At 65.0% G+C, this 26,142-nt stretch carries 29 protein-coding genes, 1 tRNA gene and 2 pseudogenes; 12 read left to right on the plus strand and 20 right to left on the minus strand.

The annotated features are described in order from the left end of the window. Window positions 1–8: 8 nt before the first annotated feature. Both V2L32_RS16320 and V2L32_RS16325 read right to left on the minus strand, forming a co-directional pair. A complete protein-coding gene (locus V2L32_RS16320; protein WP_331233576.1) occupies window positions 9–365 on the minus strand; it encodes an RNA polymerase Rpb4 family protein in 357 nt (118 codons plus the stop codon). Further along, on the minus strand, window positions 362–655 hold the full coding sequence (locus V2L32_RS16325) for a 50S ribosomal protein L21e (protein ID WP_331233577.1): 294 nt from the start codon (window positions 653–655) through the stop codon (window positions 362–364). The genes V2L32_RS16320 and V2L32_RS16325 overlap by 4 nt, the downstream gene beginning before the upstream one ends. 144 nt (window positions 656–799) lie before the next feature. Between V2L32_RS16325 and V2L32_RS16330 the strand changes: the two genes are divergently transcribed. The 4 genes from V2L32_RS16330 to V2L32_RS16345 all read left to right on the plus strand — a co-directional run bounded on the left by V2L32_RS16330 (window position 800) and on the right by V2L32_RS16345 (window position 5,780). Further along, the gene (locus V2L32_RS16330) at window positions 800–1,963 is read left to right on the plus strand and encodes a cystathionine gamma-synthase (protein WP_331233578.1); all 1,164 of its coding nucleotides are present in this window, start codon (window positions 800–802) and stop codon (window positions 1,961–1,963) included. 239 nt (window positions 1,964–2,202) lie between these two features. Continuing rightward, window positions 2,203–3,357, plus strand: a complete 1,155-nt coding sequence (locus V2L32_RS16335; RefSeq protein ID WP_331233579.1) for a tripartite tricarboxylate transporter substrate-binding protein — start codon at window positions 2,203–2,205, stop codon at window positions 3,355–3,357. Window positions 3,358–3,429: 72 nt separating this feature from the next. Then, window positions 3,430–4,278, plus strand: a complete 849-nt coding sequence (locus V2L32_RS16340; protein ID WP_331233580.1) for a hypothetical protein — start codon at window positions 3,430–3,432, stop codon at window positions 4,276–4,278. Continuing rightward, entirely contained in the window at window positions 4,275–5,780 is a 1,506-nt protein-coding gene (locus tag V2L32_RS16345) for a tripartite tricarboxylate transporter permease (protein WP_331233581.1), read from the plus strand. Before V2L32_RS16340 ends, V2L32_RS16345 begins: the two co-directional genes overlap by 4 nt. A gap of 42 nt (window positions 5,781–5,822) precedes the next feature. Here the strand turns inward: V2L32_RS16345 and V2L32_RS16350 are convergent, their stop codons facing one another. The 4 genes from V2L32_RS16350 to V2L32_RS16365 form a co-directional block, all read right to left on the minus strand. Further along, complete coding sequence (locus V2L32_RS16350; RefSeq protein ID WP_331233583.1) at window positions 5,823–6,089, minus strand: elongation factor 1-beta; 267 nt, start codon at window positions 6,087–6,089, stop codon at window positions 5,823–5,825. A 2-nt stretch (window positions 6,090–6,091) separates the two neighbouring features. Continuing rightward, window positions 6,092–6,277, minus strand: coding sequence for an HVO_2753 family zinc finger protein (locus tag V2L32_RS16355; RefSeq protein ID WP_331233584.1), 186 nt, complete (start codon window positions 6,275–6,277; stop codon window positions 6,092–6,094). A 50-nt stretch (window positions 6,278–6,327) separates the two neighbouring features. Next, on the minus strand, window positions 6,328–6,693 hold the full coding sequence (locus tag V2L32_RS16360) for a hypothetical protein (RefSeq protein WP_331233585.1): 366 nt from the start codon (window positions 6,691–6,693) through the stop codon (window positions 6,328–6,330). A 66-nt stretch (window positions 6,694–6,759) separates the two neighbouring features. Beyond that, complete coding sequence (locus tag V2L32_RS16365; protein WP_331233586.1) at window positions 6,760–6,939, minus strand: hypothetical protein; 180 nt, start codon at window positions 6,937–6,939, stop codon at window positions 6,760–6,762. A 199-nt stretch (window positions 6,940–7,138) separates the two neighbouring features. On the opposite strand from V2L32_RS16365, the gene V2L32_RS16370 reads away from it, so the two are divergent. Next, window positions 7,139–7,975, plus strand: coding sequence for a YihY/virulence factor BrkB family protein (locus tag V2L32_RS16370; protein ID WP_331233587.1), 837 nt, complete (start codon window positions 7,139–7,141; stop codon window positions 7,973–7,975). Between the two features lie 50 nt (window positions 7,976–8,025). Continuing rightward, window positions 8,026–8,160 (plus strand): annotated as a pseudogene (locus tag V2L32_RS16375) (IS5/IS1182 family transposase); the annotation flags it as partial. 177 nt (window positions 8,161–8,337) lie between these two features. Here V2L32_RS16375 and V2L32_RS16380 read toward each other — a convergent pair. Together V2L32_RS16380 and V2L32_RS21160 are read right to left on the minus strand one after the other, a co-directional pair. After that, complete coding sequence (locus V2L32_RS16380) at window positions 8,338–8,898, minus strand: metal-dependent hydrolase (RefSeq protein WP_331233588.1); 561 nt, start codon at window positions 8,896–8,898, stop codon at window positions 8,338–8,340. 220 nt (window positions 8,899–9,118) lie between these two features. Further along, window positions 9,119–9,328 carry a hypothetical protein gene (locus V2L32_RS21160; RefSeq protein WP_409348381.1) on the minus strand — a complete coding sequence of 70 codons (210 nt, stop codon included), beginning with the start codon at window positions 9,326–9,328 and terminating at the stop codon, window positions 9,119–9,121. Between the two features lie 363 nt (window positions 9,329–9,691). Here V2L32_RS21160 and V2L32_RS16390 point away from each other — a divergent pair, with 363 nt between their 5' ends. Beyond that, on the plus strand, window positions 9,692–11,128 hold the full coding sequence (locus tag V2L32_RS16390) for an amidase (protein WP_331233589.1): 1,437 nt from the start codon (window positions 9,692–9,694) through the stop codon (window positions 11,126–11,128). A gap of 154 nt (window positions 11,129–11,282) precedes the next feature. After that, entirely contained in the window at window positions 11,283–11,474 is a 192-nt protein-coding gene (locus tag V2L32_RS16395; RefSeq protein ID WP_331233590.1) for a hypothetical protein, read from the plus strand. 171 nt (window positions 11,475–11,645) lie between these two features. On the opposite strand, the gene V2L32_RS16400 is transcribed toward V2L32_RS16395, so the two are convergent. The 3 genes from V2L32_RS16400 to V2L32_RS16410 all read right to left on the minus strand — a co-directional run bounded on the left by V2L32_RS16400 (window position 11,646) and on the right by V2L32_RS16410 (window position 13,656). After that, complete coding sequence (locus V2L32_RS16400) at window positions 11,646–12,362, minus strand: CHRD domain-containing protein (RefSeq protein ID WP_331233591.1); 717 nt, start codon at window positions 12,360–12,362, stop codon at window positions 11,646–11,648. 654 nt (window positions 12,363–13,016) lie between these two features. Continuing rightward, window positions 13,017–13,091: transfer RNA gene (locus V2L32_RS16405), tRNA-Glu, on the minus strand. Between the two features lie 58 nt (window positions 13,092–13,149). Further along, a complete protein-coding gene (locus V2L32_RS16410; protein ID WP_331233592.1) occupies window positions 13,150–13,656 on the minus strand; it encodes a helix-turn-helix transcriptional regulator in 507 nt (168 codons plus the stop codon). A gap of 105 nt (window positions 13,657–13,761) precedes the next feature. Here V2L32_RS16410 and V2L32_RS16415 point away from each other — a divergent pair, with 105 nt between their 5' ends. Further along, complete coding sequence (locus V2L32_RS16415) at window positions 13,762–14,337, plus strand: MBL fold metallo-hydrolase (protein ID WP_331233593.1); 576 nt, start codon at window positions 13,762–13,764, stop codon at window positions 14,335–14,337. Here V2L32_RS16415 and V2L32_RS16420 read toward each other — a convergent pair. The 4 genes from V2L32_RS16420 to V2L32_RS16435 all read right to left on the minus strand — a co-directional run bounded on the left by V2L32_RS16420 (window position 14,334) and on the right by V2L32_RS16435 (window position 18,014). Further along, window positions 14,334–14,615, minus strand: coding sequence for a DUF5827 family protein (locus V2L32_RS16420; protein ID WP_331233594.1), 282 nt, complete (start codon window positions 14,613–14,615; stop codon window positions 14,334–14,336). The two genes, V2L32_RS16415 and V2L32_RS16420, sit on opposite strands and share 4 nt — an antisense overlap. A 75-nt stretch (window positions 14,616–14,690) precedes the next feature. Continuing rightward, entirely contained in the window at window positions 14,691–15,302 is a 612-nt protein-coding gene (gene sod, locus V2L32_RS16425; protein ID WP_331233595.1) for a superoxide dismutase, read from the minus strand. Window positions 15,303–15,404: 102 nt separating this feature from the next. After that, window positions 15,405–16,631 (minus strand): CaiB/BaiF CoA transferase family protein, encoded by a 1,227-nt coding sequence (locus tag V2L32_RS16430; protein WP_331233596.1) that lies wholly within the window; start codon window positions 16,629–16,631, stop codon window positions 15,405–15,407. Next, window positions 16,632–18,014 carry a cryptochrome/photolyase family protein gene (locus tag V2L32_RS16435; protein WP_331233597.1) on the minus strand — a complete coding sequence of 461 codons (1,383 nt, stop codon included), beginning with the start codon at window positions 18,012–18,014 and terminating at the stop codon, window positions 16,632–16,634. A gap of 151 nt (window positions 18,015–18,165) precedes the next feature. Here V2L32_RS16435 and V2L32_RS16440 point away from each other — a divergent pair, with 151 nt between their 5' ends. Beyond that, on the plus strand, window positions 18,166–18,786 hold the full coding sequence (locus V2L32_RS16440; protein WP_331233598.1) for a vitamin K epoxide reductase family protein: 621 nt from the start codon (window positions 18,166–18,168) through the stop codon (window positions 18,784–18,786). A 91-nt stretch (window positions 18,787–18,877) separates the two neighbouring features. On the opposite strand, the pseudogene phoU reads toward V2L32_RS16440, so the two are convergent. From phoU to V2L32_RS16465, 5 genes and pseudogenes are all read right to left on the minus strand, one after another. Then, window positions 18,878–19,545 (minus strand): annotated as a pseudogene (gene phoU, locus V2L32_RS16445) (phosphate signaling complex protein PhoU). 4 nt (window positions 19,546–19,549) lie between these two features. Beyond that, entirely contained in the window at window positions 19,550–20,374 is an 825-nt protein-coding gene (gene pstB / locus V2L32_RS16450) for a phosphate ABC transporter ATP-binding protein PstB (RefSeq protein WP_331233599.1), read from the minus strand. Window position 20,375: 1 nt separating this feature from the next. Further along, window positions 20,376–21,275: a phosphate ABC transporter permease PstA gene (pstA, locus tag V2L32_RS16455; RefSeq protein WP_331233600.1), complete on the minus strand. Its 900-nt coding sequence runs from the start codon at window positions 21,273–21,275 to the stop codon at window positions 20,376–20,378. 55 nt (window positions 21,276–21,330) lie between these two features. Beyond that, window positions 21,331–22,350 carry a phosphate ABC transporter permease subunit PstC gene (pstC, locus tag V2L32_RS16460; protein WP_331233601.1) on the minus strand — a complete coding sequence of 340 codons (1,020 nt, stop codon included), beginning with the start codon at window positions 22,348–22,350 and terminating at the stop codon, window positions 21,331–21,333. A 14-nt stretch (window positions 22,351–22,364) separates the two neighbouring features. After that, window positions 22,365–23,429, minus strand: a complete 1,065-nt coding sequence (locus V2L32_RS16465) for a substrate-binding domain-containing protein (protein WP_331233602.1) — start codon at window positions 23,427–23,429, stop codon at window positions 22,365–22,367. Window positions 23,430–23,793: 364 nt separating this feature from the next. Between V2L32_RS16465 and V2L32_RS16470 the strand changes: the two genes are divergently transcribed. Both V2L32_RS16470 and V2L32_RS16475 read left to right on the plus strand, forming a co-directional pair. Next, window positions 23,794–24,831, plus strand: coding sequence for a phosphate uptake regulator PhoU (locus V2L32_RS16470; protein WP_331233603.1), 1,038 nt, complete (start codon window positions 23,794–23,796; stop codon window positions 24,829–24,831). A gap of 43 nt (window positions 24,832–24,874) precedes the next feature. Continuing rightward, window positions 24,875–26,137 (plus strand): AMP-binding protein, encoded by a 1,263-nt coding sequence (locus tag V2L32_RS16475; protein ID WP_331233604.1) that lies wholly within the window; start codon window positions 24,875–24,877, stop codon window positions 26,135–26,137. The last annotated feature ends 5 nt before the right edge of the window (window positions 26,138–26,142 follow it).

A 26,142-nucleotide genomic window follows, 5' to 3' on the forward strand; every position in this document is an offset into this window, starting at 1 on the left:
GATCCATTTCAGACGTAGCCGGCGACGACGTCGAGGATCTCGTCGAGCTCCTCGCCCGACAGCGAGTAGCGCTCCTGAGCGTAGATCGAGCGCAGCTCGTCGCGGTCCCGCGGGAGCAGGTCCGCGATCTTGTAGGCGATCGGCTCGTCGACGCTCTCCAGCTCGCGGAGGTCGGCGACGAGGGCGCGCGAGTCCTCCGGGTCGAGGACGGTAAAGCGGTTGACGTGCTCGATCGCACGGGCGAGTTCGTAGCGCAGCTCGCGCTCCTCGTCCAGCGCACGCTCCTGTTCGATCTCCGAGAGCAGCGCCTTCGTCTCCGAGATCGTGAGGTACTCCTCGTCGATGATCTCCTTGAAGATCGTCATTCCGTCTGTGCGCGGAGGTGTGCGGGCTTCGCGATGACCGTCTTCTCGCTGCCCCCGTCTCGGACGCCGACCTTGTAGGCCGCGCCCTGCCTCCCGAGGACGGTGCCGGTTCGGCCCGAGAAGCGGGGATGGAACCGGCCGTCGGGCACGCTCGGGTCGAGTTTGAGGTGGACCTTCTGGCCCTCCTCGAACTCGGCGACCGCGCGCTGTGGCGGCGAGGTGCCCCGCTCGCGGGGGTGGTTCGAGAGCTTCTTCCGCGTCTTCCGCAGAGGTCCCTTGGACTTCGGCATGGTCGTGAGTCCCCTTTGCCGGTCGGCGATATAAAACGCACGAAGCTCGGATCGGCCAGCGAGCCGATCGGTGGAGACCGTGGCCGGTCCCGGAGTCCGACGGCCAGTCGGTAGTATAATCGGGCCCGGGGACGCGGTGTCGACATGGACGACAGAGAGTACGCGATCGAGACTCGCGCGATCCACGCCGGCCAGGAGCCCGATCCCGAGACCGGCGCGCTGATGACGCCGATCCACGCCAATTCCACGTACGAACAGGACGCCCCCGGTGAGCACCGCGGCTACGAGTACTCCCGAACCGGCAACCCGACGCGGACGGACCTGGAGGCGAACCTCGCCTCGCTCGAGGGCGGCGAGTACGGCAGGGCGTTCTCCTCCGGAATGGGCGCGATCAACACCGTGTTGAACCTGCTCTCGGCGGGCGATCACGTCGTGAGCGGGAACGACGTCTACGGCGGCACCCACCGGATCTTCACGGGCGTCTACGAGGAGTACGACGTCGAGTTCTCGTTCGTCGATATGACCGATCTGGAGGCGATCGAGGACGCCATGCGCGAGGAGACCGCGCTGCTCTGGCTCGAGACCCCCACGAACCCGCTGATGTCGATCGTCGACGTCGAGGCGGCCACGGAGATCGCCCACGATAACGGCGCGCTCTGTGCGATCGACAACACGTTCGCGACGCCGTACCTCCAGCGTCCGCTCGAACTGGGTGCGGATATCGTCTGTCACTCGCTGACGAAGTACCTCGGCGGACACTCGGACGTGATCGGCGGCGCGCTCGTGACCGACGACGCCGACCTCGACGAGCGGATCGGCTTCTACCAGAACGCCGTCGGCGCGACCCCCGGCCCGTTCGACTGCTTTCTGGTGCTCCGCGGGACGAAGACCTTACCCGTGCGGATGGACCGTCACTGCGAGAACGCTCGCGTGCTCGCGGAGTGGCTCGACGACCGCCCGGACGTCGACCGCGTCTACTATCCAGGTCTCGCCGACCACCCGGGTCACGAGATAGCTCGAACGCAGATGGACGACTTCGGCGGGATGCTCTCGTTCGAACTCGACGGCAGCCTGGAGCAGGCGAGCGCCGTCGTCGAAGGTACGGAGATCTTCACGCTCGCGGAGAGCCTGGGGGGCGTCGAGAGCCTGATCGAACAGCCCGCCCCGATGACCCACGCGGCGATCCCGCGCGAACAGCGCCTCGCGGCGGGGCTCTCGGACAGCCTGATCCGGGTGAGCGTCGGTGTCGAGAGCGAGGCAGACCTGATCAGGGACCTCTCGCGCGCGATCGACCGAGCGCTCGCCTGACCGGGGCCACACTCGTCCAAACGAGTTCACTCAAACCCGAATACTCCGTTTCGAGGTAACCGTTTTGCGGAGATATTTGCCCGGAGACGAGTGTTTCGGCGCATTTTTCGATTTGGCAGGTGGTAACGGTATCTTCGTAATAAATAGATAGAAACCCCAAACAGGACCGTCAGTATGAGCGCAGGGTCTGCGTATAAAGGGAACATTTATAGTGGGCACGTTAGATACTGCCAAACGCTATGCAACGGAGAACGTTCCTGAGGTACGCCGGCACCGGATCAGCGACCTCCGCAGTCCTGCTGGCAGGCTGTACCGACGACGATGACGACGACGACGTCGATCCTGCCGACGACGACGCGGACGTCGAGGACGATGCCGACGACGCCGACCCCGCGGACGACGCGGACGAACCCGAGGACGACGCCGACGAGGCACCGGACATCGACTTCCCGGAGGACGACCTCACGTGGATGATCCCGTGGTCCGAAGGCGGCGGCACCGACACGTACGCCCGTCAGCTCCAGCCGCTGATGGAGGACCCCCTCGGCGTCTCGGTCGCGATCGACAACCGCGAGGGCGCCGGCAGCATGCTCGGCACCGAGTGGCTCGTCCAGCAGGAGCCCGACGGCCACACGTTCGGGACGGTCAACAGCGCCGGAGCGCACTTCACATGGCGCGCGAACGAGATCGACGACTGGCACATCGAGGACGACCTCGCACCGTTCGCCTACTCCGGGATCTTCGGCTACACGCTGATCGTCAACAACGACGCCGCCGACGAGGCTGGTATCGACGACTTCGCCTCGCTGCGCGACGCGTACGCAGACGGCGAGATCAGCGGCTTCGGCTTCCAGGGCGTCGGCAGCGACAGTCACCTGACGACGCTGCTGCTGAGAGACCAGTACGACCTCGAGTACGACACGTCGGTCCCCTACGACGGCGGCGGACCGACGATGGAGGCGGTCATCTCCGGCGAGGTCGCCGCGGGCTTCGCGACCAACACCTCCGCGGTCAACGCCGAGGAGTCCGGCGAGGCGACGGCGATCGTCAACCTCACCGACACCGACTTCGACGACGCCTTCGAGCAGGAGCTCGACCCGATCGCCGACTACGGCGACAGCCTCGCGTGGATCACGGAGTTCCACCTCACCCAGCACGCCCCCGCCGGGACCGACGAGGAGATCCTCGACGTGCTCTCGGAGGCGGTCCGCGAGGCGGCCGAACACGAAGAGACCCAGGAGTGGTCCGAGGACACCGGTAACATCGTCGAGTACGGCGACCGCGCGGACGCAGAGGAGCTCTGGAACGGCATCGTCGACGAGATGGAGAGCCAGGTCGACGACGCCATCGGCGGCTTCGACGAGTTCCTCCAGCTGGTCGAAGACGAGAGCTGATCGGTCAGGTCGATCGGCGATCCGGGTTCCCGGCTCGTCGTCGCGTCGCTTGCGTTCGGAGTTTGAGACTACATGCCACGGAACGAATCTACGGACGAGACGACTGACGACGGGGTCGGGGCGAAGCTCTCTGCGGTCGGCGAGCGGGTACTCGGCGAGCGCCCGACGATGGAGCACGTCCTCCTGGTGCTGTTCCTGCTCGCGGGGCTCTACATGTACCTCGGTGCCGACGAGTTCTCGCCGGCCGCACAGACCTTCCCGCAGATGATGGCCGGCGCGACGGTCGCGCTGTCGGCGCTCCTGCTCGCGAGAAACTACCTCGCGGTCGCCGCGCCGGTGCTCGCGGCGATCGCGGGCGCGTACTTCGTCTACAGCGGCGCGACCGGGGTACTGGCGGGAGAGGGGGGGATCGCGTCGCTCGTCGTCGGGATCGCGCTGGTCGTCTCGGCCGTCGCGTTCAGAGAGCGTCTGGGGAGTTCTACCCGGACGTTCATCGCCGAGCCGATGCAGATGCTCGGCGACGACGACCTCGCGTCGGGCGTCCAGGGTGAGGAGAGCGAGGACGAGAGCTCGGAGGGGGAGACCGACTCGGGGGCGATGTACGTCTACGAGATCGACGACTGGCGCGGGCCGGTCGTCACCGGCGCGCTCTGTGTCGGCTACATGGTGCTCACGTACACGATCGGGATGCTCTACGCGACGCCGGTGTTCGTTGCCGCCTGGACCGTCTGGGCGCGGATGGAGGTCGGTCGGGCCGCGGCGCTCGTCGGACTCAGCCTCGCGACAGCCTACGTCTTCTACGACGTGATCCAGAGCGACATCGCACAGGGCTGGCGCACCGGCTGGCGGCCGATGCCGCCGGACGAGGTGGTCGAGACGCTCGTGGAGATCCTCCCGATCCTCGTGGGGGTGGTCGGGTGACCCTCGACTCGCTGCTCGGCGCGATCGACGCGCTGTTGACGCTCGATACGATGTTCTGGCTGCTCGCCGGCATCCTGGTGGGTATCCTCGTCGGCGCCCTGCCGGGACTCGGCCCGCCGCTCGGAATGGCGATCATCCTGCCGCTGACACTGCCGCTCGCACCTGCGGACGCGATCATCCTCCTCGTGGGGGTCTACAGCGGCTCGATGTACGGCGGCTCGATCGCCGCGGTGCTGATCAACACGCCGGGGGTCTCCTCGTCGGCGGCGACGATGTTCGACGGCTACCCGATGTCGAAACAGGGCCGGGCAGCGACGGCGCTGTCGATCTCGGCGACCGCCTCCGCCATCGCGGGGCTGTTTACGATCACCGCGCTGATCCTCTTCTCGCCCGCACTCATCCGGATGGTGCTCGCCGTCGGCACCCCCGAGCGCTTCCTCGTCGCGATCCTCGGGCTGGCGATGATCACCGTCGTCACGCGAGGGTCGGTCGCGAAGGGGCTGCTCGCGGGCGCGGCGGGGCTGCTGGTGACGACCGTCGGGGTCGCACCGATGTCGCTCGATCGCCGGTACGCGGAGACGCTCTACCTCTACGACGGCATCGACTTCGTCGCGGTGTTGATCGGGCTGTTCGCCATCGCGGAGATGATGAAGCTCGCGGGTCAGGAGGGCGGCATCGCGGAGGGCGACGTCGAGATCAACCGGGAGGGGATCATGGACGGCGTCGTCTCGACGCTCAAACACCCGGTCACGGTGGTCAAATCCGGCATGATCGGGATGATCGTCGGGGCGATCCCCGGCGCGGGTGCGACGGTCTCGAACTTCGTCGCCTACTCCGAGGCGGTCCGCGTCTCGAAGGATCCCGAGACGTTCGGGAAAGGCAACGAGGTCGGCGTGATCGCGAGCGAGGCCTCGAACAACGGGACCGTCGCGGGTTCGCTCGTCCCGGCGATCTCGTTCGGTATCCCGGGCAGCTCCTCGACCGCGGTGTTGATCGGCGGCCTGCTCATGCACGGACTCAGACCCGGGCCGGCGATGTTCGACGCCGACGGCGAACTGATGCTCACCTACACGATGCTGCTCGCGCTGCTCGTGGGCAACGTCGTCATCCTGCTGTTCGGGCTCTCGGCGGTGACCAGACTCGGCTACCTCACGAAGATCGACACCGACTACATCATCCCGATGGTCGTCGTGCTCTCGTTTCTGGGCACCTACGCGCTCCGGGTCAACCCCATCGACATCGCGACGATCATCGTCTTCGGCGTGATCGGCTTCTACATGGTCCGGTACAACTACTCGGTGATCGCGTTCGTCCTCGGGGTCGTCCTCGGGGATATCGCCGAGCAGAACCTCTACACGGCGTTGCAGATCTCCGACGGCTCGTTCATGATCTTCGTCAACCCGTTGGCGTACGGTCGGTGGCTCTCGCCGATCCTCGTGCTGGTGATCGCCGCGTTGCTGTTCGGGCCGTTCGTCAAGCGGACCCTCGATCGTGGCGACTGAGCCGCCGCTCGACCAAGGACCGATCGAAAAGAACCGTCTCCCTCAGATCCGACCGACTTCGTTCACTTCGACGCTCTCGACGCCCTCGACGCCCGAGAAACCCTCTTCGACCGCCTCGGTGCCGCCCTCGCCGTCGGGGACGAGCACGGTCGGGTAGAGCGCGATCAGGCCGAAGGCGACGTCCTCGCGGTCGACGCGGTTGATCTTCGCGCCCTCGGGCAGCGAGGCGTCCAGGCGCTCCTCGAGCGCGTCGAGGTCGACCTCGGGGCTCTGGGGCATCACCTTGATGCGCGCTGCGACGGTCCCCATCGTTACGGCCCCGTGAACCCGCAGTCGGGACACTGATAGAGGTTGCTCTGCTTCCTGCACTTCGGACAGCGGTGGATCTCGTGGCCGCACTCGGGACAGTCGAACGTCGCGGCGTTCGTCCCGGAGACGTTGATCCCACACGAGACGCACGTCCGCGTGCGCTGTCGGCGGGGTTCTGCGTCACTCATGGTTCCCCGTTCCGCTCGGGCGCCTTTAACCGTTGTCTTTCGGCGTCGAATCAGCCGCCGTGGACGCGTTCGGCGAGCGGTCCAACCCGCTCGTCGGTCGTGAGCGACTCGACGAGCGGCCCGTGATCCGTATCCAACGCGTAAGTCGGCCTGCCCTTCCCGACCGGCGATCGGTCCTCGACATCGACCTCGGTCACGTATCCGGACGCCGACAGTGAGGACAGCGCCCGCATCACGTCGACCTCCGTGAGGTGACCGAGGACGTCCGTCTCCAGCTCCGAACAGTGATCCAGACAGGCTCGGGTGACCTCGCTCGAATCGACCGGCGTCTCCTCTTCGCCCGAGAGCTGGGCGACCCCGAGGAAGACGACCTTCTCCGTCAACGATGCCGACCCGATCTTTGCCTGTTCGCTCATGGCTCGATCTCTGACACGGCGCGTGAAAACAGTTGTCGAATCGTCTCCGGGTCCACCTCGGACGGATCACCGACCGTAGAACAGGTACGAGGTCCCGAGAAACGTCAGCGTCGCGCCACCCGTGAATCCGACGGCTGCACCTGTCGGTGGGCGGAACCCCGAGAGAAAGAATCCCACGAGAAAGCCCCCGATCAGCGTCGCGGTGAGCAGGAAGACGCCGGTGTAGTACTCCTCACCCTCGATCATCCCTCCCCGCTTTCCGGCGCCGAGTTAAAAGCGTTCGGACACGGTGAGCGGTAGGGACCGACACCCGAGACGGGACGATTCCCCCAGGTACGCGTACACGGGGGCCCACGAGGTCGGGCCGATCACGGGATCCGTAGCAGAGAGAGAGAGAGGGCATCGCAGGACCTGCCTTTTCAATCGGGCATCCCGTGGGCGCCGTATGGACGGCCGTCGCCCGCTCGACATCGCCCGCGATGTCCTCGAGGTGATCCGCGAACACAACGTCACATTCATGGCAGGGAGCATCGCGCACGCGGCGTTCCTCTCGCTGTTGCCGCTGCTGTTGCTCCTGCTCATCATCGCCGGGGCCGTCGGAAACGAGTACCTCACCGAGCGCATCGTCGCGCTCTCCCGGGAGTACCTCAGCCCCGCGGGTGAGAACCTCGTCTACGAGGCGCTGACCGACGCCTCGGAACGTGCCGGCGCGTCGGTCATCGGGGTGGCGTCACTGCTGTGGGGGATGCTTCGGATCTTCCGGGGCATCAGCACCGCCTTCGACGAGCTCTACGGCGCCGACGAGAGCGGCTTCGTCGGACGGGTCCTCGACGGACTGGTCGTCTTCCTCGCCATCGCCCTCGCGACCGTCGGGGCGGGGTTCGCCGGAGCCCTGCTCGCTGTCGGCGATCACCCGGTTCTACAGCTGATGAACCCGCTCGTCCTCGTGGTCGGGCTGATGATCGCGTTCTTCCCCATATACTACGTCTTTCCCGAGCGCGAGGTCACCCCACGCGAGGTGCTCCCCGGGACGGTCGTCGCGGCGGTCGGCTGGGTCGTCCTCGAGGTCGTCTTCGGTCTCTACGTCGACGTCGCGAACACGGTGAGTGCGGACGGAGCGCTCGGTGCGGTGATCCTGCTGCTCGTCTGGCTCTACGGGAGCGCGTTCGTCCTGCTCCTCGGTGCGGTGGTGAACATCGTCCTCGCCGGTCACCACCGGGAAGACGCGGATGCGGACGGCTCGACCGACGCGACCGACACGGCGAGGGCGGCTACCGGGTGACGCTCCTCCCCCCATGCTGTGCAGTGGTTTGCCGTGGTCCTCCCGCACGATCCGAGTCGTCTACTCGGGATTCAAACGGTGCGCAGATCACTCACGCCGAGCGAGCGCTGGGCTGGTATCGGCAGTTCCGCGAGATCGCGTTCATGTTCGCCATCTCTAACATAGAACCGCTCTGTGAGCCGCTATACGCGTGGATCAGCATCTATCCACCAGAGCAGAACGTACCTGAATCGCTACGTCGTCCAAGCACGAGCACGGTAACCGTCAGTTCCGAAAAATCACTCTCGTCACCGTCGACACCACCGAACAGGCTGTCAGGCATGAATCCGTCGCCTTCTGCGACTTCAATAGAGCCGTTCACTCTATGACCCGATGCTCCACCGCGTCCGGTAGGGGTATCGCTCGGCGCGGTAGAGCATCACATGGATCGTCACAGCGACCAGAATCAGTCCTACGTTCACCGGCGTCGAGTCGTACGCGACGATGTTGATTACGATCTCACCGGTGTAGAACGGCCAGAAGGGTGCAATCGCCGCGTCCGGAGCGGCCGATAAGAGATCTACGAAGACGTGGCTGAGGCCGCCGGCCCAAAACGCGCTCGTTGTGAAGAAAAACGTCGTCCCGCGAGAGATGGAGTCGCTGTGTATCAGCCGATGGGCGTTTAACACTGGCGTGAGAACGTACGCGGCGACGACCCCGAAGATCACACCGACGACCAACACGAAGGGAACGGTGTGAGTGATGCCGTGGTGCTGGAGTAAGGCATGCGCGAAGTACTCCTCCAACAGGAGATCGATATCGGGAAGCAATGCAGTCACCTGGGTGAGCGCGGCGAACGTGACCGCTGGTCGGCGTCCCCACAGGAGCCACGCCGGGACCGCGAACAACAGCGCCATCGCGACGTGACCAATCGGCTCAACCATGCGTTCTCAGTCATTCTTGAGGCGATATAAGGCTCACCGGATCAACTATCAAGTAACCACCATCTCGCCCACTCGGAGCGTGACATTCGTCCCCTACCTAGTCAGCAGTCGACGATAGAATACTTCACAGGGCACTGCCGGTGTCTGTCCCTCCCCTCGACCTGTTAACAGCGTTGCTCCCATCAGACCCCGATCACGATAGGGCCCATCACCACACCTATCAAGAGAATCGAGGATGTGCTAGCGTTGAGACCCTGTAACCAACGAGTTCGGAGCGATGCAGGAGTGCAGACGGGGAATCTATCCTGTACCGGCTGAACAGCTCCCCTTCAAGTAGCACCTTCGACGTGGTGTCAATTGCTGTGTACAGCCAGCTGACCTCACCGTCGACGCGGATCGCCGTCTCGTCGACCGCGACCCGCGTCGGCATCGCTAACGGTGGGTCGGACTGGCGATCGGTCAACCGATGCGTCCTCGACAAGATCGCACGTGCGAGCGATTGACGCCGAGCCACTCGGGACGGCGGTCGTTTCTCTCACTGAGAGGCCCACCGAATACAGGCGGACCCCGACACCCCTTATGGTGGTCGGGGTGCTCTCGTCCCCTCACCCATCGAAAATCCACGTTTCGAGTCTCTCCGAGCAGGTCTGCGAGTGTCATATCCACTCTCGTCACGACTGTTCGCTTTTCAAATGACATCAACTGAACACACCCGGAGATCTGCTAGTATCGACTGACCGTTATGGTTTGTCGGTATGGGTACCTTTTACTCGTCCGATGAACAGATCCCGATATGGCCAGGGAACTCACGAGTCTGACCGCTGCCGGTCTCGCACGACGGATCCGGGACGGCGAGGTCTCGCCTACGGAGGTCGTCGAAGCGTTTCTTGATCGAATACACGATCGTAACGACCGGACGAACGCGTTCGTCACCATCACGGACGAACTGGCCCGCGAAATGGCCCAGGAGGCCGAACGTGCGATCGCGGACGGTGATCCACTCGGACCGCTTCACGGAGTTCCCATCGCGATCAAGGACCTCGACGATGTCGAGGGTGTCCGGACGACCTCGGGATCATTGCTCTTCGAGGACCGCGTCGCTGACTCGGATTCGCCGTACGTGGCCCGGCTCAAGGCGGCAGGAGCCGTCGTCGTCGGGAAAACGAATACGCCCGAGTTCGGGCTCGGAACGACGACGGACAATCGCGTCGTTGGACCGACGGGGACACCCTTCGATCCGACCCGAGTCTCCGGAGGATCATCGGGAGGGGCTGGGGCAGCACTCGGTGATATGTTAGTTCCGCTCGCACCGGGATCGGACGTGGGCGGTTCGATCCGTACTCCCGCGAGTTTCTGTGGTGTGTATGGATTGAAACCCAGCTACGGGCTGATACCGAGCGTTGGCCGCCCGAACGGGTTCGCAAGCTCCACGCCGTTCTCGCATAAGGGACCGATGGCTCGGACGGTCGAAGATGCAGCCCTATCGCTGGACGTGATGGCGGGCTTCCATCCGCGCGATCCCTTCTCGATACCGAAACAGGAGGAGTACTCGGCCGCCCTCGCCCGTCCGATCGATGAGATGAAGATAGCCTACAGCCCAGGGATGGGTACCTATCCCGTCAGTCCCGACGTCCGTGACGTTCTTGACGATGCAGTTTCGGCGTTCGAGCAGGCGGGTGCGACTGTCGATTCGGTCGATCCCGATCTGGGGCACAGTCGAGAGGAGATCTTGACTGCGTTCTACACGATGGCGACGGTCCGGTGGCAGTCGCTGTTCGACGATTTAGAGGATCAAGGGTTCGATCCGCGAGGAGAAGACCGTGATCGTCTACGGCCGTACCTCGTCGACCTGATCATGGACACAGAAGAGCCGACCCTGCGGGAGTACGTGCGCGCGGACGTCGTCCGGACTCGCGTTTTCGACGGAGTAGAAGATCTCTTCGGGGAGTATGATCTCCTCGCGACCGCGACGCTCGCGACGACTCCGTTCCCGCATGGTGAGGAGCCCGAGGAGATCGATGGCATCGAAATCGAGCCACTCCGCGGATGGGTGCTCACTCAGCCGTATAACTTCACCGGGCATCCGGCAGCCTCGATTCCGGCTGGTTTCGTCGACGGGTTGCCTGTCGGGATGCAGATCGCGGGCAAGCGATACGCTGACGACGAAGTGATCGCGGCCAGTGCTGCCATTGAACGTCAACGACCGTGGTACGACGAATATCCCGAATGAAGACGAGTCGGTGAGACTGTGCACCGCCAGCGTGTAACGTTCGTTGTTCAGGCGGCGCACAGTGTGGCGTAGGTGAGGAAAGCGGTCGTCCTGGTCTTCACTTCGCTCTAGTAGAGTCCTTCCGTTTCGTCTTCGGCGCCGTAGTAGGACCGCAGTGGAGGTCCACGACGACCTCTACCAGCTCGAGAAGCGTGTCGACGGTCTCCTGTTGGTGAAGGTCGTCCCCGGTCGACTTGACGGTGTCGAGGCGGTAGAGGATCTCGTTACCGGAGAGGGAATCCTGGCTGTTCTGACGGAGCGCGGAGATCGAGGTCCGATCGGCGTTCCGCCAACGAGGACCTCGTAGAGGTCATCAGTCTCGATTTCGGTGAGGACGGTGACGAGGAACCCGAGGAGCAGGTCCTCGTGATTTGTATCGTCCGGTTGCTCGTTTGTAGGCTTAACTCGGAAAGCGGACTTCTCACCCAACGGCTCTGTGAAGTACTGAAAATCAATAGCGAAAAACGGTGTGAGGTGTCTACACGAAGAGTGATCGGAACAGGGATAACACGAACTGAATCAACGAGGTCTCCTCGTCGTCCTCGTATTCGTCCTCATCATCGTCATCGTGTTCTTCGGGTTCTTCGTCCTCGTATTCATCTCCCTCTTCATCGTCGGGTTCATCACGTTCGTCGCCCTCGTCCTCGGGTTCCTCTTCGGGTGGTTCGTCACCCTCCTCAGCATCGACGACTTCGATCTGACCACGGATCTCGCCACCGGGATGTTCGTCGGTGTGAACGTTGACGTAGGCGCCCTCCTCCTGGAGCAGCGCACCCGCCTCTTCGAGCGACATCCCCTCGATCGGGCCAACGAAATCCTCGGGCGTAGTCGTTCCCTCAGCGAGCGTTCCCTGGAACAGTCCCTCGATAATTCGGGGTTCTCGAACGTCTTCAGGATAGAGCCAGGCCACGACCGGCCCGTCCTCGTCCGGCCCGCCCACGTGGACGTGGGCCTGGTTCGGATCACAGATCTCGTCGATATGAACCGTGTAGTGGATCTCTTCGGCCTCAACGTCCACCTCGAACGTGGCGAGTCCACTTGCACCGGTGTCGAGCCCGTGAGCTTCGTCCGTCAACACCGCTTCTTCCCGGATGATGTGCTCGTCTGCGCTGGCACTGCCGATGACCGCCGCGCCCGCGACCGCGGCCCCAGTCGTCCGTAGCACCCAGCGACGTGTTCGCCTCGGTGTTTGCATATTGTTAGCACCCTCCACAACCATGTGTGGAGACATTGACCACAGCAACTGAACAGTTAGTTGTACCTATCACTCCGATCCTGAGTGGTGTCCAGCGGGGTAAACCGACATTCTCTCCGTGGATAGAAAGACGTCCGATTACCGAGTTCACACTTAGTACTGCTGATGAGAGATGAATGTATTACTGGAGCAGATTTCCTGTGACCGTTTTACTATACGAGCAGTGTGCTACGTATGACCCATCCAAAATCAGCCGCGCAAAAGGTCGGGAACATCGAGATAACGTACAAGCATTTCGATAGGAATCTGAGGGTCTATAGATCGATTGGCGGGAAAGTGGAAGTACGTAGTGAAAACGGGATCGACTGTGGTGGTGTGCTGGACCGTGTAAGACGAAACGTATAGCGGAAGCAGATTCGTACTTCTCAGCCGTTCGCTGATCACCTGAACCTCGTCGAATCCGCCTATCGCTGAACCCTCGAGAGAACGCTGCGTGCTTGTTTGGTAGTTCCTTCGAATCGGCGTGGTCCGGCGACAGCCATAATCACATGGCTGCGTCGGGATATCCGGCTTTGGCGAATCGAATTGCGCTGTGACAGTGGCGTTGATACACCTCGTTCACAGGGAAAGACAGGAGACGGCGGCAGGAAGGAGTGCTCCGTCAGGGATTCGAACCCTGGTCATTGCCGTGAGAGGGCAATATGATTGGCCGGGCTACACCAACGGAGCGCATTCCGTAGTTGACGCGAACGGAGTTTAAGAGTTGCGTTTCGGGATGAGGAGTCCGTTACTGCTCTCGAACCGACCCCGGAGCGGTGTCGAACTCGCGTCCGGCGAGGCTCACGATGTTCTCTCGACCGACGCGGAGTTTGCTGACCAGCCCCTCGGCTTCCATCCCCGTGAGTACGACGCTTGTCTTTGACTTCGACCAGTCGGTCTCGTCGACGATCCGGACCTGTCGCATCCGGCCGTCATTTCTCTCGAGGAGGGAGAGGACCCGCTCCCGATCGTTCGGGGTCTCCGGGTCGGCGGACGTGCTCCCGTGGCGTGCTTCCCCCTCCTGAGATGCACTCCGGTCACCGGCAGCCCCGGACCGTCGCCAGAGCACCACTGCGCTTCCGGCGAGCGCGACGACGAGTAGCGAGAGAAATACGGCCACGGCTCCGTCGACGCTCACCGAGGATACGGTCCTCCCCGGATCCGTTCCCCCTCCCCACGCGGTCGCTCCCGTGACACCGGTGACGGACGCGAAGGACGCTCCGAGCGCGAGCGTCCGGACGGTGTGCCGATACATCGGATAAGTATACTTATTCCGTTATTAAAAGCCTTGTGTAGTGGAGAGGTATCTCGCGAACCGGTGCGGAGAAACACACAAAGCCGCGGGAGTCGAACCCGTCGTGTGATCTCGAACCTCGCTGCCGGCAGTCGTGCGTTCACCAGCAACGCGTTTCTGATACCTGGCGACCGGACGGTTCTCGTCGACCCGGGGGCGAACTTCGACGTGGTCGGTCGACTGAGCGAGGATGTCGACCGACTCGACGCCGTCGTCCTCACGCACACCCACGAGGACCACGTCGGGAACGTGCCCAGGGTTCGCGAGGCGTTCGACGTCGACGTCTGGGGCTTCGATCCCAGCCACCCCGCCGTGGATCACCCGATCGACGACGGCGATCGGGTCGACCTCGGCGACGACACGTATCGCGCGTTACACACGCCCGGTCACAAGGACGACCACCTCTGTCTCTACGCCGAGAGCGAGGGAATCCTCTTCGCCGGCGACCTGATCTTCCAGAACGGCGGGTTCGGCCGGACCGACCTGCCGGAAGGTGATCGTCCGACGTTGCTCGAGAGTATCGACCGGGTTCACGAACTCGTCTCACCCTCGCTCTCTGAACTCCACCCCGGACACGGGCCGAGCGTCACGACCGACGCCTTCTCGCACGTCGAACTCGCGAAACGGTCCGCACGGTTCTAGTCGAGGTCCTCCTGCCGTTTCAACCCGTAGTAACCCGGTTCGTCCTCCGCTCTGGGCTCGCCGACGACGAGATCGTCGGCGTTCGCGACGATCCACGGGATCGCCCAGTCGACGAGCACGACCTCGGTCTCCGGGTCGATCTCGGTATGGGGGTCGAGCCCCTGGAGCAGTCGGGCGATCTCGCTTACGGTGTACATCTCCTCCGGCTCCAACAGCTCCTCGGCGGTGTAGAAGTCACACGGGTAGAGCGCGTCGAACTCGGCTTTCTCGGCGGGCATGGTTCGCCTTACACGACGAACCGCCTAAAGCTCCCGCTGTTCGGCGAGCGCGAAAGAAACGGGTTAGATCTGGCCCTACTCGAAGTGATCGACGCACTTCTGGTACTCTTCTGCGACCGATTCCCAGTTGATCACGTCGAAGAAGCCCTCGACGAAGCTGCCGCGGTCCGGGCCGTAGTCGTGGTAGTACGAGTGCTCCCAGACATCGCAGGCGAGGATCGGGTGAGCGCCCCACAGCGCGCCCTGGTCGTGCTTGTCGACCTTGAGGTTGCGAAGCTGCTTCGCGACCGGGTCGTAGACCAGCAGTGCCCAGCCGCCCGCCGCGGAGGCTGCGGCCTCGAACTCGCCCTTCCAGCCCTCGTAGGAGCCGAAGTCCTCCTCGATGCGGTCGGCGAGGTCGCCCTCCGGCTCGCCACCGCCGTCGGCGTGCATGTTCTCCCAGAACAGCGTGTGAAGGTAGTGGCCACAGCCGTTGTGGGTCACCGCCCCCATCGCGTTCGCCGACGATCCGAAGTCGCCCGACTCGCGGTTCTCCGCGAGCGTCTCCTCGGCGGAGTTGAGCCCGTTCACGTAGCTCTGGTGGTGCGTGTCGTGGTGCCACGTGACGACCTGTTCGGAGATCGATGGTTCGAGCGCGTCGTAGTCGTACGGTAGGTCCGGCAGTTCGGCGTGTGATTGCTCTGGCATGGTCAACCCTCCACCTCGACAATCGTCCGGCGGCCCCTTAACCGTTGAGGAGGGGGCGGGTTTCACGTGTACTGACAGGTGTTGGCACGTCTGTCCCGGAGGTCAGATCGCACCCGAGTCCCGAAATCGTGCGATATCAGCGTCCTCGTACCCCATCTCGCGGAGCACCTCCTCGGTGTGCTCGCCGAGCAGTGGCGGGTGTCTTCGTACCTCCGTCGACGCGCCCGAGAAGTGCATCGGCACGCCCGGCAGGTCGATCGATCCAGCAGTCGGGTGCGAGACGGTCTGGCGCATCCCACGTGCTTCGACCTGTGGCGAGTCGAACACCCTCTCCAGATCGTTGACCGGCGTCGCCGGCACGTCGTGGTCGGCGAGGTGCTCGATCAGGCCCTCGACGGTGTAACTCCCGAAGACCGACTCGAGGATCGCCTCGAGCGCCTCGCGGTTCGCCACCCGATCGGCGTTCGTCGCGAACCGGTCGTCCTCCGCGAGCTCCTCGCGTCCGATAGCCACACAGAGCCGTCGCCAGATCGGCTCGCTCGCGGCGGCGACCACGACGTAGCCGTCTTCGGCCTCGAACGCCCGATACGGGACGATGTTCGGGTGTTTGCTCCCCATTCTCCCCGGCACCTCACCGGTCGCGAGGTACGAAGTCCCCATGTAGGTGAGCCAGGCGACCTGCCCGTCGAGCAGGCTCACGTCGATCTTCTGCCCCTCACCGGTTCCGATCTCGCGCTGGAAGAGCGCCGCGAGGATCGCCTGCGTGGCGTACATCCCCGCGCCGATGTCCGCGATGGCGACGCCGACGCGAACCGGCTCGCCGTTCTCTATACCCGTAATCGACATGAATCCGCCCTCGGCCTGGATCGCCAGGTCGTACGCCGGCTCGTCCCGTTTCGGCCCCCACTCGCCGTACCCCGAGAGCTTCGCGTAGATCAGCCCCGGATTCTCCTCGGAGAGCGACTCGTAGCCCAGGCCCCACCGTTCTAAGGTCCCTACTCGAAAGTTCTCGACGAGCACGTCCGCCTCGCGTGCGAGGCGGCGGAAGACCTCCTGGCCCTCCTCCGTACCGAGATCGATCGTCACCGATCGCTTGTTCCGGTTGACGCTCAGGTAGTAGGTGCTCTCGTCGCTCTCGCCGTAGGTCGGCGGATGCCACCCGCGGGTCTGGTCGCCCTCGCCCGGGCGCTCGACCTTGATCACGTCCGCGCCGAGATCGCCGAGCTGCATCGTGCAGAACGGTCCGACGAGCACCCGGGAGGCGTCGAGGACCGTGATCCCGGAAAGCGGGCCAGTCTCGCTGCCCGGCTCGCGTGCCTCGCCGACCATCTACGCCTCCCCCCGTGCGCGTTCGAACATCGCGATCGCCTCCTCCCGGCGTTTCGCGTGGTCGACGATCGGGGCAGGGTACTCCGGAGCCGCCTCCTCGCGTTCGTCCTCGTCCAGCTCGTGCCAGGAGTGGATCGTCCCCGGGTCGACGTCCGCCAGTTCGAGTACGTAGGAGGTGATGTACTCCGCGTCGGGGTCGTAGCGTTCGCCCTGGGTCATCGGGTTGAACACCCTGAAGTACGGCTGGGCGTCGGTACCGGTGGACGCCGCCCACTGCCAGCCGCCGTTGTCGTTGCCGGTGTCGTGGTCGACGAGCAGCTCCCTGAAGTGCGCATAGCCCTCCCGCCAGTCGATCATGAGGTCCTTCGTCAGAAAGGAGGCGACGATCATCCGGAGTCTGTTGTGCATGTACGATTCGGTTTTCAGCTGGCGCATCCCGGCGTCGACGATCGGGTAGCCCGTCTCGCCGGCCTTCCAGGCGGCCAGCCCTTCGCCATCGTTGCGCCACTCGATCCCGTTCGAGTACTCCCTGTAGTTCTCCGTGACGACGTGGGGGTGGTAAGCGAGCACCTGCGTGTAGAACTCCCGCCAGGCGAGCTGAGACTGGAACTCGGAGACCGACTCGCGTTCCTCGTCGGTCTCGGCGGCCGCTTTCGCCGCCTCGGTCGCCTCCCAGGTTCGTCGAACGCCGATCGTCCCGAACTTCAGGTGCGGTGACAGCCGCGAGGTACACCCGCGCACCGGGTAGTCGTGGTCCTCGGCGTAGCGGTAGATCGGACCGTCACAGAACGCAGAGAGGAGGTCCTCGGCGGCCTCCGTGCTCGCCTCCGGCACCGACCCCGCCGGCTCGTCGAACCCGAGGTCCGAGACCGTCGGGATCTCTCCGTCGCCGTCCGCGATCTCCGTGGGGGGTGAGACCGGGTCGGCCTTCTCCCGATCGCGCCACTTCTTCCAGAAGTAGGTGTAGACCGAGTACGGGTCGCCGTCGTTGGTCAGCACGGTTCCGGGCTCGTGGTGGACCGCGTCGTGGTAGGCCCCGTGATCGATTCCCTCCTCGTCGAGGGCAGCGCGGACCGCCTCGTCCCGCTCCCGCGCGAGCCCGGAGTAGTCCTCGTTCCAGACGACCCGGTCGACGTCGAAAACCACCGCGAGATCCGCGATGGTAGTCGAGGGATCACCGCGTTCGACAAGCAGGTCGCCACCCAGGTCGCGGTAGGCCTCGCGAAGCGACGAGAGCGCGTCGAGCATGAACGCCACCCGTGGAGCACCGGCGTGTTCTAACACCGCGTCGTCGAGGACGAAGGCCGGGAGGGCCTCCCCGCAGGCGGCGAGCGCCAGGTTGTCGGCGACGCGGAGGTCCCGTCGGTGCCAGCAGAGCTGCATAGGGCCACTTGGACCGACCGGGGCGTGAACGTACCGCTCCGACGCTACCGGCGGCGGACCCTCGGCACAGGAGAGAAGCCACCATCGGTTGTTCGTTAAATTGGGTTGAGTACGCAATACTTATCGCGCCTCACCCACTCCGTCTACCTGCATGGTAACCGAATCCGTCACCACTCGTCCACACGAACCCGACTGGGGCTACGCCGACCGGGTCGCGACGCTGTTCGGCCTCTTCACGGCCGTCGCGGCGGTCGGCTGGCTCGTGAGCGTCTTCCTCACCGGGATCCACATCTGGGCGCTCCCGTTGCCGGCGGGAGTCGAACCGAGCGGGAGCATGCTCGTGATCACGAGCGAGTACGCCTACCTCTTCGGCGTGCCGCTCGCGCTGTTCGGGGCGTTCTACTACCTGACGACGATCGCTCTGGCCGGGTTGTGGTTCGAGACCCGTCACCCGTTCCTCGTGAAACTGCTCACCCCGGTCACCGCGAGCGGCGTGTTCGCATCGGCAGTCTTCGTCTACCTCCAGATCGGCGTGATCGGGGCGATCTGTCCGTTCTGCATGGTCTCCGCCGCGGCGACGGCGACCCTGTTCGGCCTCGAACTCGCGATCCTCCGGACGAGTACTCTCCCGCCCACGAGGGAGCTGCTCGTCGACCCCGCTGCGATCGTTCGAAACGGGTCTCTTACCTGGCTCGTGATGCTCGTCGCCGTCGGAACGCTCTCGGTCGTCGCGTTCTACGCAGTGACGCTCGCTCCCGTCCCCGGTGCCTGATCCCAGCCACAGTATTGTAATTAAAGTTCAATTCTATCCATTTCTGTGACTCCCGGAGGTCGGTATCGTCGCGAGCGATTACCCCCGTAGCTCAAGCGAGCAGTCCGTCGTCCGCCTCGACCATGTAGAGCGTGCGCGCGGTGACGTTCACCGCGTGGTCGCCGATTCGTTCGAGGTCCCGGATCGTGAGGAAGAGCCGCGAGACGTCGGCCAGCAGGCTCTCCGCCGACTCGTCGGAACCCCGTTCCGCGAGCAGGTCGCGAACGACGATCCCGTTGGCTTCCTCGCAGAGACGGTCGATCTCCGCGTCGCACTCGGCGACCGCGTAGCAGGCCTCGGCGTCCTCCTCCGCGGAGGCGACCACCGCCTCGCGGACCATCGCGAGCGCGTGTCTCCCGATCGTCCCGGCGTCGACCTCGGGGTACGCGTGGCGCTCTCCCCGGATGGCGTAGGTAGCGAGGTTCGCCGCGAGGTCGCCGACCCGTTCGAGGTCCGTGCTGATCTTGAACGTCGCGACGACGAACAGGAGGTCGCCTGCGACCGGCTGCTGACGGGCGATCAGTTCGGTACAGCGACCTTCGATCTCGAGATAGTGTTCGTTGATCTCGTCGTCGCCATCGATCCTCGCTGTGCGAGCCCCTCGTCACGCTCTTCGAGGGCGTTGAGTGCGCGCTGGAGCGCCTCGCAGACCAGGTCGCTCATCGCCAGCAGCTCCTCGCGTAAGGCACGCAGCTGCGCGCGGTACGCGAAGCGGCTCATCGACTCACCCGAACTTGCCGGTGATGTAGTCTTCGACCTCCTGGTTCGCCGGGTTCTCGAAGATCGTCGTCGTGTCGTCGAACTCGACGAGTTCGCCGCCGGTGAGGAACACGGCCGTTTTATCCGAAATTCGGGCGGCCTGCTGCATGTTGTGCGTGACGATCACGACGGTGTACTCGCGTGCGAGTTCGGCGATCAGGTCCTCGATCTTCGACGCCGCGACCGGGTCGAGTGCGCTCGTCGGCTCGTCCATCAGGACTACCTCCGGATCGGGCGCGATGGCGCGGGCGATGCAGAGGCGTTGCTGCTGCCCGCCGGAGAGATCGAGTCCGGAGGAGTCGAGTTTACCCTCGACTTCGCTCCAGAGGGCGGCACCTCGAAGGGCTCGTTCGACGTCGTCGTCGGTCGCGGGCTTGCCCTGAACCTTCAGCCCGTAGGCGACGTTGTCCCGGATCGACTTCGGGAAGGGGTTGGGTTTCTGGAACACCTGCCCGATCTTCCGACGGAGCGCCACCGGGTCGACGTCGTCATCGTAGACGTTCTTGCCCCGAAATCGGAGATCGCCCTCGACGCGACAGACCTCGATCTGGTCGTTCATCCGGTTGATACACCGCAGGAACGTCGATTTCCCACAGCCCGACGGGCCGATGATCGCGGTGACCTTCTTCTCGGGGATCTCGATCGAGACATCCAGGAGCGCCTGCTCCTCGCCGTAGTAGACGTCGAGGTCGGCCGCCTCCAGGATCGTCTCGTCGGCCCGCGCCGATCGCTCGGTCTCCCTGCTCGTTACCTCCGTCGAGATCAGCCGTTCGTTCTCTCCTGTTGCCATGTCAGAGCCTCGTTTCGTATCTGTTTCGGACGAAGAAGGCGACGCCGTACATCCCGACCAGGATCGTCAGCAGGACGAGGATGCCGAGCGCCGCCAGGTTGTGGAACTCGGTGACCGGGCGGAACGCCCAGTAGTAGATCATCGTCGGCATCGACCCGAACAGCGAGAACGGGTCGGGCGTCTGCCGTGCCTGGAGCACCGCCCCGACCATGATCAGCGGCGCCGTCTCGCCGATCGCCCGGGCGAGCGCGAGGATCGTCCCGGTGACGATCCCGGGCAGGGCAGCCGGGAACACGACGCCCCGGACCGTCTGCCACCGGGTCGCCCCCGTCGCGAGCGAGCCGTCGCGCATCCCGCTCGGGACGGCACGCAACGACTCCTGGCTCGCGACGATGACGATCGGAACGACCAGCAGCGCGAGCGCGATCGAGCCGGCGAGCAGGATCGAGCCCAGCCGGAGCCCGTTGACGAACACCCCGAGCGCCAACAGCCCGTAGACGACCGACGGCACCCCCGCGAGGTTCGTCAAGTTCGCCTCGACCAGGCGGACGATCCGGTTGTTCGGCGCGTACTCCTCCAGGTAGGTCGCGGTGGAGACCCCGAGGAAAAAGGAGAATACCAGTGTCAGGAGGACGAGCCAGACCGAGCCGATGATCGCGGGCAAGAAGCCTGCCTGTTCCCAGTCGCGGGAGGCACCGCTGGCGAGGAAGGTGGTGACGTCGATGCCGTGGACGAGCAGCCCCACCGCGGTCTCGAACAGGACATCGAAGACGAGCAGCCCGAGCATCACCACACCGAAGACCGACGCGAGGAACAGCGTCGCGTGGAAGAGGAACTCCTTTCGTTTCACCCACGTCAGATCGATCTCCGAGAGGACCCCCGAGTCGGTATCGGTGCTCATCGGATCCCCCAACCGGTCGGGTCGGAGCCGGCGAACCCCGGCAGTACGACGGGGCTCACTGGTAGACCTCCCGATACCGCCGCTTGATATAGTCGTTAATCAGGTTCGCGACGAGCGTCATCAGGAAGAGCACCAGCCCGACGGCGAAGAGACTCTGATACGTGACCGAACCGACGCTCGCCGTCGAGCGCATCGTCGTCACCATGTACGCGGTCATCGTCTGGACCTCCGCGAGCGGGCTGGCAACGAACGTCGCCGTCGCACCCGCCGCGAGGGTGACCGCCATCGTCTCGCCGATCGCGCGGCTCACCGCGAGGATGTAGGAGGCGAACACGCCCGAGATCGACGCGGGGAGGACGACGCTCGTCGACACCTCGTACTTCGAGGCGCCGAGCGCGTACGCGCCGTCTCGCAGGTCGTCCGGGACCGCCTGCATCGCGTCCTCGGAGATCGAGGCGACCATCGGGATCGTCATGATCCCGACGACGACCATCGCCGACAGCGCGTTGTTCCGACCGATGGAGATACCGAACATCTCCAAGACGGACCGGAGCAACACCGGCGTGACGAACGAGACCGCAAAGAAGCCGTAGACGATCGTCGGCACCCCCGCGAGCACCTCGAGCGTCGGCTTGAGGTACCTCCTCGTACGCGCGCTCGCGTACTCCGAGAGGTAGAGCGCCGCCGCGGTCCCGATCGGAATGGCGACGAACGCGGCACCGACGGTGATCAACAGCGTCGCCGAGATCAGCGTCGGGATGCCGAACCGCGGGTCGTCGGCGTGCGAGGGCCGCCACTCGGTGTCGAAGAAGAACTCGCCGAACGTCACCCGCTGAGTCAACCCCTCGGCGCTCAGCCCCGCCAGCGAGTAAAGGAGCCACTGCGAGAACGTGGCGTCGAAAAAGAAGCCCCAGGTGTTGTCGAACAGCACGACGAAGATCGCGATCGTCGTCAGCACCGTGATCGACGTGCAGCCGAAGAGGAGCCGGCGGATCAGCCGATCGCGTCGCTGATCGGCGGCCGCGACGTCGCCGGTGATCCCAGGGCCGGGGTCGGTGGTGGTGTCCGTGCTCATCTAGATCCGACTCTCTACTCGTCTTCGTCGTCGGTCTCCTCGACCTCGATCGCCTTGCCGGGCGTCCCGCCCAGTTCGGTGAAGTAACCGACGCCACCCCAGCCGAAGGCGTACTGGTTCTCCGCGACCCCCTCCATGATCGAGCCGGTGTCGGTGTGGGCGCTGTAGTCCGTGCGGATCGAGCCGATCTCGCCGTTGATCTCGCGCGTGAAGTAGTCGAACGTCCCGGAGTCGTCGTCGCGGCCCCAGAGCTCGATCTCGTCGTCCGGGTAGTCGTCACGGATGTCGCTCCACTGTGTGATCTCGGACTCGAAGCGCCAGACTTCGTGGAGTTCGTCGAGGGTGATCTCCTCTATCCAGTCGTTCTCGGCGTGTTTGACGACCGAGAGCCCGTCCCAGCCGATCTCGTAGTGGCTGTACTCGACGCCGTTCTCCTCGGCCTGCTCGGCCTCCTCGTCGAGGATCTCGCGGCTCGCACTCTGGATATCGGAGCCACCGGTCGAGAAGTCCTCGAATCCGGCACCGGTTCCCTCGGGGTTGACCGCGACGGTCACGCCCCCGTGTTCGGCCTCGAAGTCCTCCCCGGCCGCGTCGGTGACCGGCGCGACCGTGTTCGAACCCGAGCACTCGACGGTGCCCTCGGCGTTCGCCGAATCGGGATCGACCCCAAGGTCGTCGAGGACGGCCTGGAACTCCTCTACGTTCCCGTCGCGGACCTCGTCGGTCGCCGCGTAGTAGCCCGTCTCGCGGGCGAAGTCGTGCTGGCCCTCGAAGTAGAACTGGACGAACGAGCCGATCAGATCGGGGTTCTCCTCGAGGCTCGCGTGGCTCACGTAGATGAACAGCGGACGCGTCAACGGCGAGTAGACCCCGCTCTCGAGGTTCTCCTGAGTGGGGTGATAAAACTCCCCGTCCTGGTCGCTCTCGACGGCGACCGTGTTGATCGCGGCCGACGAGACGGCCGCGCTCTCGAGGGTATCCATACAGCCGGCGAGGCCGAAGGCGCTCGCCGCGCCAGCGGCCGTGACGAACGCTCGGCGCGAGGTGCTACCCGTGATCCGCGATGGGTCGTGTGCCATCGCTTAGGCGGATGAGTGGATCTCATAAGTAAACTGCTAAGAGAAGTATATAGACCTACGGGCAAAAAATATCAGTAACGGTACGGGCGTATCGCTATGCGCTGGAAGGTACTGACAGTCGATCATCCGTCGACCGCGTTCTCACAAAAACCCCTCGAGCGTGTCAGAAACGGCTCTCGTGCCGATTTGGGTGATAGGGGCGGTTCGACGGGTCACGCGAGTAGCTCTCGGGAGCGAGACCCACTGGCTCGATATACGGTTCGTATCTCTCGGGAAGACGGTGAACGGTTCGACTCGAACGACGTCTCCGATGCTACTATATACTTTTGGACAGGCTTATGTATCGGCGGTGCGAACGACGCGCATGGAGGTTCGAAAGGTCCAGATCACGGGCGGATCGACGTTCACGGTCTCGCTTCCGAAGGAGTGGGCGAGCGGACTGGGAATCGAGGCCGGGACGGAACTCGCCTTCTTCCAGGATGCCGACTCGCTGATCGCGACGCCGAACGACAACACCCCGGAGGAGGTCGCGACCGTCGACATCTCCGCTGTCGAGGAGACCGAGCTCGTCAGCCGCGTGATCACCCTCTACGTCAACGGCTTCCCCGAGATCGTCCTCGAGGCCGAGCCGATCACGCCCGCACAGCGGCGGGCGGTCCGCTCGGTGACGAACGGGCTCGTCGGCTTCGAGGTGAGCACCGAGACCGACGGCCGGATCGTCCTCCGGGACTTCCTCGACTCCTCGGAGCTCTCGATCCACAACACCGTGATGCGGATGCGACTGATCGCGCTCTCGATGCTCGCGGACGTCATCGAGGCGCTGATCGACGGCGACGCCTCGCTCGCCCGCGACGTGATCGGGCGCGACGACGACGTCGACCGGCTCTGGTACGTCACCTCGCGGATGTTCCGGGCGGCACTCCGTGACCCGCGGGCGGCCGCGAAGCTCGACGTCGACCGGGGGACCTGTTTCGATTACCGATCCTGTGCCAGACAGATCGAGCGGATCGCCGATCACGCCGTGAAGATCGGCCACCACGTCGGCGAGCTCGACGACCTGCCCGAGGGGATCGACGAGCCGTTCCGAGCGCTCGAGGCGGAGGCGACGGCGGTCGTCGAGAACGCCATGGACGCCTTCCTCGTCGACGACGACGAGCGGGCGACCGAACTCGCCTCCGAGACGCTCGCGCGCGCGCAGGAGATCGACGGGCACGCACGGGCGATCGACGACCACCTCCGAGAGATCGACCCCGTCGACGCCCAGCACCTGGGGCTGGTCGTCGACTCGCTCACCCGGATCGGCGACTACGGCGCGAACGTCGCCGAGACCGCCCTCCAGAAGGCCGCTCCGTCCCCATCGGCGAGCGGGAGACGGTACCGTCCGCCCGCCTCGATCGAGTGAATCCGGCCCACCCTTTAAGTCACCTCGGTCCCGACGGTGCTCGATGACGAACCTGGTCGGGCGTCTCGGCGAGTCCGCGGCCACGTACGCCGAGCGACCGGCACTCGCCCACGAGGACCGGGAGACGAGCTACGAGGAGCTCCTCTCCGTGGTCCGGCGGTTCGCGGCCGGCCTCGAGGCACGGGGGATCGGTCCCGGCGACCGCGTCGGCCTCGCGCTCTCGAACCTGCCGCAGTTCGTGGTCGCCGCGCTCGGGACGCTCGGCGCGGGCGGGGTGCTCGTCCCGTTCGGCCCGCGCCAGTCGCCCTCCGCGATCGCTGCCAGCCTCGACGACGTCGGGGCGGACCTCGTGATCGCCCACGACGGTGACGCGAGGGCACTCCGGGGTCGGACCGCGGTCCCGGTCGTCACCGTCGGGAGCGACGAGACGGTCGAGGGGAGTTTCTCGGGACTGCTCTCGGATCGAACGGCCCCGGTTCGTCCCCGGGGCGCGGAGGACCCGGCGCTGCTCGCCCAGGTGGACGTCGAGTCCGGACTCTCGCGTCGAGTGGTCCTCACGCACGGCAACATCCTCGCAGCGGCGGCCGTCGCGGGAGCGATCGTCCCCGGGGGGATCGACCCGACGGACCGAAACCTCGGTTCGTACCCGCTCTGGCACGCCTTCGGCCTCACGACCGCGCTCTTCCCGACGATGCTGGCGGGCGCGTGTTACCGACCGACCGGCCGGTGGAGCCCCGAGAAGGCGATCCGGGCGCTCTCGACCGAGCCGATCACCCTCTGGTACGTCACCCCGGCGATGGTTCGCGACGCGCTCGCGGTCGAGGGGGGAGAGCCGAACGCCCTCCGCTTCTGTCTCTCGGTGGGCGGGTCGCTCACCGCCGAGGAACGCGAGGCGGCCGAGCGTGGGTTCGACGTCGGCGTCCACGTCGGCTACGGCCGGTCGGAGACGAGCACGGTCACCCACGTGAACGCCCCCGACGAGGGCGCCCCACCGGGAAGCGTCGGCCGGCCGGTTCTGGGAGTAGACGTGAGCGTGCTCACCGAGGAGTACACCGTCGCGCCACCGGTCGAGACGGGTCCGATCGGCGTGGGCGACGCCCTCGACGTGGGGTCGATCACCGGCGAGGTAGTCGTCACCGGGCCGACGATCCTCCGCGAGTACTTCGGCGACCCGGTGCGGACCCGGGACGCCGTCTCGACCGTCGAGGGCAACCGGCTCTTTCACACCGGCGAGACCGCCTACCGCGATGAGGCGGGCCACCTCTACCCGTTCGAGCGGGCGAGCGACGGCCTCAGAAGCGCCTGAGACGG

The sequence above is a fragment of the Halalkalicoccus sp. CGA53 genome (assembly GCF_036429475.1).
Taxonomy (GTDB): domain Archaea; phylum Halobacteriota; class Halobacteria; order Halobacteriales; family Halalkalicoccaceae; genus Natronorarus; species Natronorarus salvus.